Source organism: Streptomyces sp. NPDC059900 (assembly GCF_050270335.1).
GTDB lineage: Bacteria > Actinomycetota > Actinomycetes > Streptomycetales > Streptomycetaceae > Streptomyces.
On the sequence record NZ_JBNNJZ010000378.1, the window covers coordinates 471 to 8035 of the forward strand.

4 protein-coding genes are annotated in these 7565 nt (G+C 69.1%); 2 read left to right on the forward strand and 2 right to left on the reverse strand.

The window, feature by feature from the left end:
• Positions 1-20: 20 nt before the first annotated feature.
• On the reverse strand, positions 21-563 hold the full coding sequence (locus tag ACQKIP_RS33095) for a DUF937 domain-containing protein (RefSeq protein WP_365857609.1): 543 nt from the start codon (positions 561-563) through the stop codon (positions 21-23).
• Positions 564-876: 313 nt separating this feature from the next.
• Between ACQKIP_RS33095 and recD2 the strand changes: the two genes are divergently transcribed.
• Together recD2 and ACQKIP_RS33105 are read left to right on the forward strand one after the other, a co-directional pair.
• Positions 877-3228, forward strand: coding sequence for an SF1B family DNA helicase RecD2 (gene recD2 / locus ACQKIP_RS33100; RefSeq protein ID WP_365857611.1), 2352 nt, complete (start codon positions 877-879; stop codon positions 3226-3228).
• Between the two features lie 182 nt (positions 3229-3410).
• On the forward strand, positions 3411-4703 hold the full coding sequence (locus ACQKIP_RS33105; protein WP_190080357.1) for a citrate synthase: 1293 nt from the start codon (positions 3411-3413) through the stop codon (positions 4701-4703).
• A gap of 483 nt (positions 4704-5186) precedes the next feature.
• On the opposite strand, the gene ACQKIP_RS33110 is transcribed toward ACQKIP_RS33105, so the two are convergent.
• The gene (locus ACQKIP_RS33110) at positions 5187-7433 is read right to left on the reverse strand and encodes a heavy metal translocating P-type ATPase (RefSeq protein WP_365857613.1); all 2247 of its coding nucleotides are present in this window, start codon (positions 7431-7433) and stop codon (positions 5187-5189) included.
• Positions 7434-7565 lie beyond the last annotated feature (132 nt).

A 7565-nucleotide genomic window follows, 5' to 3' on the forward strand; every position in this document is an offset into this window, starting at 1 on the left:
CACCCCACCCCCCCGTACCGCTACCGCTTCTTGCCGCCGCCCAGGATCTGCCCCAGCAAGTCACCAAGCCCACCCCCGGATCCAGCCCCGCCCCCCGGCCCCGGCGCCCCCGGCGCCCCCGCCCCCGACGACCGACGCGCCCGCTTCGTCAGCACAGTAAGAAGCACCGGAATCAACAGCTCGATCACCCGCGTCACGGACGCCGCCGGCAGCCCCGTCTTCTTGGCCACCGCATTGGCCACCGGCCTGCTCATCTTCGCGAGCATCCCCGACAACATCCCGCCCGCCGCAAGCCCCCCGAACCCCCCGAACCCGACGACCCCCTGCGGAGGCGACGCCTCGGCGAAGGCCTGTTCGACCTCCGGCGCCTCCACGGGGTCCTCCGCCTTCTCCTGGAGGTTCCCCGAAAGCGCGCTCACGGTGGTGCCCACCACGTCCTGCGCCCCCGCGGCATCCGTACCGAGCAGCTCCGCGATCTCCTGGAGCCGGTCATCGCCGAGCTCGTCGAGGACGTCCTTTTCCAAGGAGGTGTCAGCCGGGTTTGCGGCAGATTCATCGCTCATGAGCGAAACGCTACTTCTGCCCACCTCCATCGGCACTCCGAAAACTAGTCGCCTTGCCCGTGCAACCCTTCCCGCCCGACGCGGGTCGTACTTTGCGTCGGGACTTCCGGAGGGGGATCTGGGGGGATCGCGGAGTACCGACAGGGGAGGGGAAACCCGAAGGGGCCCGGTCTTCAATGACCGGGCCCCTTCGAAGTTCCCACCCCGACCGCCCTGCCCCGAACCCACGCCAACCCCCACCCCCACCCCATCCCCACCCCAGAGTTATCCACAGGCCCCCCGCACTGTCAGCGCAGAGCGATAACGTCAGCGCATGTCGAGTCCAGCAGCGGCAGCAAAGGCAAAGGCAGGAGCGGCAACGGCCGCAGTGGTCGAAGGCGTCCTGGAGCGAATCACCTACGCCAACGAGGAGAACGGCTACACCGTGGCCCGCGTGGACACGGGCCGAGGCGCCGGCGACCTCCTCACGGTCGTCGGCGCACTCCTCGGCGCACAAGTGGGCGAGTCCCTGCGCATGGAGGGCCGCTGGGGCTCCCACGCGCAGTACGGCAAACAGTTCACGGTGGAGAACTACACGACGCTCCTCCCCGCCACCATCCAGGGCATCCGCCGCTATCTGGGCTCGGGCCTGATCAAGGGCATCGGCCCCGTCATGGCGGACCGCATCACCACCCACTTCGGCGTGGACACCCTCGACATCATCGAGCAGGACCCCAAGCGCCTCGTCGAAGTCCCGGGCCTTGGCCCCAAACGCACCAAGATGATCGCCGCGGCCTGGGAGGAACAGAAGGCGATCAAGGAAGTCATGGTCTTCCTCCAGGGCGTCGGCGTCTCCACGTCCATCGCCGTCCGCATCTACAAGAAGTACGCGGACGCCTCGATCTCCATGGTGAAGAACGAGCCCTACCGCCTGGCCGCAGACGTCTGGGGCATCGGCTTCCTCACGGCGGACCGCATCGCCCAGTCCGTCGGCATCCCGCACGACAGCCCGGAACGGGTCAAGGCCGGCCTCCAGTACGCCCTCTCCCAGTCCACCGACCAGGGCAACTGCTACCTCCCGGAGGAACGCCTCATCGCCGACGCGGTGAAGCTGCTCCAGGTGGACACGGGCCTGGTCATCGACTGCCTGGCAGAGCTGGCCACGGAGGAGGAAGGCGTCGTACGGGAGAAGGTCCCCGGACCCGACAGCGCCCCCGGGAACGCGGACGGACAAGACGTCACCGCCGTCTACCTCGTCCCCTTCCACCGCGCGGAACTCTCCCTCTCCGCCCAGCTCCTGCGCCTCCTCAGAACCCCCGAGGACCGCATGCCCGCGTTCCAGGACGTGGACTGGGGCAAGGCCCTGAGCTGGCTGGCCAGGCGTACGGGCGCCGACCTCGCCCCCGAGCAGGAGCAGGCCGTCAGGCTCGCGCTCACGCAGAAGGCCGCCGTCCTCACCGGCGGCCCCGGCTGCGGCAAGTCCTTCACGGTGCGGTCCATCGTGGAGCTGGCCCGCGCCAAGAAGGCGAAGGTCGTCCTGGCCGCCCCCACGGGCCGCGCCGCCAAGCGCCTCGCCGAGCTGACCGGCGCCGAGGCCTCCACGGTCCACCGCCTCCTGGAGCTGAAGCCGGGCGGAGACGCCGCGTACGACAAGGACCGCCCCCTGGACGCCGACCTCGTGGTGGTCGACGAGGCGTCCATGCTGGACCTGCTCCTGGCCAACAAGCTGGTGAAGGCCGTCGCCCCCGGCGCCCACCTCCTGTTCGTCGGAGACGTGGACCAGTTGCCGAGCGTCGGCGCGGGCGAGGTCCTGCGCGACATGCTCAGCGAGCAGAGCCCCGTCCCCGCGGTCCGCCTCACCCACATCTTCCGCCAGGCCCAGCAGTCCGGCGTCGTCACGAACGCCCACCGCATCAATTCCGGGGTGCCGCCCATCACGCAGGGTCTCGACGACTTCTTCCTCTTCGTGGAGGACGAGACCGAGGACGCGGGCCGGGTCACGGTGGACGTCGCCGCGCGGCGCATCCCGGCGAAGTTCGGCCTCGACCCGCGCCGCGACGTCCAGGTGCTCGCCCCCATGCACCGCGGCCCCGCGGGCGCAGGGAACCTGAACGGCCTGCTCCAGCAGGCCATCACCCCCGGCAGACCGGACGTACCGGAGAAGCGCTTCGGCGGCCGGGTCTTCCGCGTCGGCGACAAGGTCACCCAGATCCGCAACAACTACGAGAAGGGGCGGAACGGCGTCTTCAATGGCACCGTCGGAGTAGTCACCTCGCTCGACTCCGACGAGCAGCGGCTCACGGTCCTGACGGACGAGGACGAGGAGATTCCGTACGACTTCGACGAACTGGACGAACTGGCGCACGCGTACGCGGTCACCATCCACCGCTCCCAGGGCAGCGAGTATCCGGCGGTGGTGATCCCCGTGACCACGGGGGCATGGATGATGCTGCAACGCAATCTGCTCTACACGGCGGTCACGCGCGCCAAGAAGCTGGTCGTCCTGGTCGGTTCGCGCAAGGCTCTCGGACAAGCGGTGCGCACGGTTTCGGCGGGCAGACGCTGTACGGCCCTGGACTTCCGGCTCGCCGGAGGCCGCGGATCCACCCCCGGATCCACCCCGAGGCCGACCGCGGGATCCATCCCCGGACAGGCCACCGGAAATTTTGATCGATCAAACGAGTAGGAAAGGTCACACACCACTTCCGCAACCGGGGCGAAGAGGGGCAGGATGAGTAGGTTGGCGGCACTGAGTGCCGCCAATAGGCCCAATGGTCGACCCCGAGTGCACTCTCCAGGGCCAAATGGGGGATGGTAGAGACAGTCAGGGCACCTCGAAGAAGAGGCACAACGTCGGTGAGGGATGACGTGAGCGACAACTCTGTAGTACTGCGGTACGGCGATGGCGACGAGTACACCTACCCGGTGATCGACTCAACTGTCGGCGACAAGGGCTTCGACATCGGGAAGCTCCGCGCCCAGACCGGTCTGGTGACCCTGGACAGCGGCTATGGCAACACCGCCGCCTATAAATCCGCCATCACCTACCTCGACGGCGAGCAGGGCATCCTCCGGTACCGCGGCTACCCGATCGAGCAGCTGGCCGAGCGCTCCACCTTCACCGAGGTGGCGTACCTGCTGATCAACGGCGAACTGCCGAAGGTCGACGAGCTTGCCAGCTTCAAGAACGAGATCACGCAGCACACCCTGCTGCACGAGGACGTCAAGCGGTTCTACGACGGCTTCCCGCGCGACGCCCACCCGATGGCGATGCTGTCGTCCGTGGTCAGCGCGCTGTCGACGTTCTACCAGGACAGCCACAACCCGTTCGACGAGAAGCAGCGTCACCTTTCGACGATCCGCCTTCTCGCCAAGCTTCCGACGATCGCGGCCTACGCGTACAAGAAGTCGCAGGGCCACCCGGTCGTCTACCCGCGCAACGACCTCGGCTACGTCGAGAACTTCCTGCGCATGACCTTCTCGGTGCCCGCCGCCGAGTACGACCTGGACCCGGTCGTCGTCTCCGCGCTGGACAAGCTCCTGATCCTGCACGCGGACCACGAGCAGAACTGTTCGACCTCCACCGTGCGTCTGGTGGGCTCGTCGCAGGCGAACATGTTCGCCTCGATCTCCGCCGGCATCTCGGCCCTCTGGGGCCCGCTGCACGGTGGCGCCAACCAGTCCGTCCTGGAGATGCTCGAGGGCATCAAGCAGGACGGCGGCGACGTCGACACCTTCATCCGCAAGGTGAAGAACAAGGAAGACGGCGTGAAGCTCATGGGCTTCGGGCACCGCGTCTACAAGAACTTCGACCCCCGGGCGAAGATCATCAAGGCTGCGGCGCACGACGTCCTCTCGGCGCTCGGCAAGTCCGACGAGCTCCTGGACATCGCGCTCAAGCTGGAAGAGCACGCGCTGGCCGACGACTACTTCGTCGAGCGCAAGCTCTACCCGAACGTGGACTTCTACACGGGTCTCATCTACCGCGCGATGGGCTTCCCGACCGAGATGTTCACCGTGCTGTTCGCGCTCGGCCGGCTTCCCGGCTGGATCGCGCAGTGGCACGAGATGATCAAGGAGCCCGGCTCCCGCATCGGCCGCCCCCGGCAGATTTACACCGGTGAGGTTCTCCGGGACTTCGTCCCGGTCGAGGGCCGCTGATCTTCTTCCGGAGCTGCGGGCCGGCTGTGGCCGGTCGCGCAGTTCCCCGCGCCCCTCAGGGGCGCCAAGCGAAAAGCGCCCCGCCGTCGATCCCCCCACGGGTCGACGGACGGGGCGCTTTCCTGTTTCCCGGTGCGGATTCCCCCCACGGGATCCGGCCGGGCGTCTGTGGTGGCAGCGCGCCAGTCGTACTGCGATGCGATCTGCCGGGACGCGTACGTAACAGGAGGGCCGCTCAAAGCTCCCCGGTGTACGTGCCCCGGCCAACGCATTCCTAGGAACATCCCCCAAGATGTCCCCGATGTCTAGAGACGTCCCCCAAGACGTCCCTTGCATCGCCTCTTAGACTCGCGAACCCCCTGAATGGTTACGTTCGGATGCCTGTGATCTGCGTCTCTTGCATATGTCCTGAACATGCGCAAGCCGCCCGATATGCCGATCGGGACTCATGAGTGAGGATACTGCAACTGGTATGTGAAGGGACTATGTAAACGCCCTGAGACGAAGGCTGTTGGTCACTACGAAGACCGATGAGAACGCCATCGCGGCGCCGGCGATCATCGGATTCAGGAATCCGGCCGCGGCCAGCGGCAGCGCGGCGACGTTGTAGCCGAAGGCCCAGAAGAGATTGCCCTTGATGGTGGCGAGGGTCTTACGGGAGAGCCTGATCGCGTCGGCGGCCCCGCGCAAGTCCCCGCGCACCAACGTCAGATCGCTCGCCTCGATCGCCGCGTCCGTGCCCGTGCCCATCGCGAGGCCCAGATCGGCGGTGGCGAGAGCGGCGGCGTCGTTCACCCCGTCCCCGACCATCGCGACGACCTTGCCCTCGCCCTGCAACCGCCGTACGACATCCACCTTCTCCTCGGGCAGGACCTCCGCGTACACGCAGTCCGCGTCGATGCCGACGGACTGTGCCACCGACCGGGCGACGGCCTGGTTGTCCCCGGTCAGGAGCACCGGCGTCAGGCCCAGGGCGCGCAGCTCGCGCACCGCTTCGGCGCTGGTGTCCTTGACGGTGTCGGCCACGGCGAGGACGCCGCGTGCCACCCCGTCCCAGGCGACCAGGACGGCCGTACGCCCCGCTGCCTCGGCCTCCGCCTTGAGCGCGGCCACCGAGGCGAGCCCTTCGACTCCCGCGTCCGCCAGGAGCCGTTCGCGCCCCGCGAGCACGGCATGTCCTTCCACCGTGCCGCGCACGCCGGACCCCGCGACGTTCCCGAACCCCTCCACGGCGGGCAGAGCGCCCGCCTCAAGGCCCAACTCCGCTGCCGCGCCCGCGGCGACCGCCCGCGCCACGGGATGCTCCGAGGCGTGCTCCAGGGCCCCCGCGAGGCGCAGCAGCTGCTTCTCCTCGGTGTCCCCGGCGGCGTACACCTCCCGCAGGGTCATGCGCCCCGTCGTCACCGTCCCGGTCTTGTCCAGGACGACGGTGTCCACCCGGCGTGTGGACTCCAGGACTTCGGGGCCCTTGATGAGGATGCCGAGCTGCGCGCCGCGCCCCGTGCCGACCATCAGGGCGGTCGGTGTCGCGAGGCCGAGCGCGCACGGGCAGGCGATGATCAGGACGGCGACGGCCGCGGTGAAGGCGGCGGTCACGTCGCCGGTGGCGCCCAGCCAGGCGCCGAGCGTGGCGGTGGCGACGAGGAGGACCACCGGCACGAAGATCCCGGCGATCCGGTCGGCCAGGCGCTGCACCCGGGCCTTGCCGGTCTGCGCGTCCTCGACGAGCTTGGCCATCCTGGCCAGTTGGGTGTCGGAGCCGACCCGCGTGGCCTCGACGATGAGCAGGCCCGAGACGTTCGTGGTCGCCCCCGTCACCGCGTCGCCCACGGTCACGTCCACCGGCACGGACTCGCCGGTCAGCATCGACGCGTCGACCGCGGAGACGCCTTCCACGACGGTGCCGTCGGTCGCGACGGCCTCGCCGGGCCGGACGGCGAAGCGGTCGCCGACCACGAGACGCGCGACCGGAACACGGACCTCCGCGCCGTCGCGCAGCACGGCCGCTTCCTTGGCGCCCAGTTCGAGCAGGGCGCGCAGAGCCGTGCCCGCCTTCCGCTTCGAGCGGGCCTCAAGCCAGCGGCCGAGCAGGATGAAGGAGATCACGCCCGCGGCGACCTCCAGATAGATCGTCGACGCCGCGTCCGCGCGCGAGACGGTGAACTGGAAGCCGTGCCGCATCCCCGGCATCCCCGCGTCCCCGAGGAACAGCGCCCACAGCGACCAGCCGAACGCGGCGAGCGTGCCCACCGACACCAGCGTGTCCATGGTCGCCGCGCCGTGCCGCAGGTTCGTGAACGCCGCCCGGTGGAAGGGGTACCCGCCCCAGACGACGACGGGCGCGGCCAGGGTCAGCGAGAGCCACTGCCAGTTGTCGAACTGGAGCGAGGGGATCATCGCGAGCAGGACGACGGGCAGGGAAAGCACCGCCGAGCCGATGAGCCGCCGGTGCAGCGTGTCCGGTTCGGTGATGTCGGCGGTGGTGACCGGCGCGTCAGGCCCGTCCGGCTCGGGGGCAGCGGGGACGATCTCCTGTGCGGTGTAGCCCAGCTTCTCGACCGTGGCGATCAGCGATGCGACCTCGACCCCGTCCGCGTACGAGACTTTCGCCTTCTCCGTGGCGAGGTTGACCGACGCGGTCACGCCCTCCACGCGGTTCAGCTTCTTCTCGATGCGGGCGGAGCAGGAGGCGCAGGTCATTCCGCCGACGGCGAGTTCGACTTCGTTCATGGCTCTCTCGTACTACTGGGGTGCAACGGCGGCGGGGGCCGGGTGGGGGGGGCTGCGGCCCCGGGGGGCCCGCGGGGGGGGGGGGGGGCGGGTTCGGCCCCCGGGGGTTGGTGTACCCCCGCGCGGACGGCG

What these genes read in the sequence shown, in the direction of transcription:
- recD2 (WP_365857611.1), top strand. Translation starts at nt 877, where the DNA reads ATGTCGAGTCCAGCAGCGGCAGCAAAGGCAAAGGCAGGAGCGGCAACG.
- ACQKIP_RS33110 (WP_365857613.1), bottom strand. Translation starts at nt 7,433, where the DNA reads ATGAACGAAGTCGAACTCGCCGTCGGCGGAATGACCTGCGCCTCCTGC.
- ACQKIP_RS33095 (WP_365857609.1), bottom strand. Translation starts at nt 563, where the DNA reads ATGAGCGATGAATCTGCCGCAAACCCGGCTGACACCTCCTTGGAAAAG.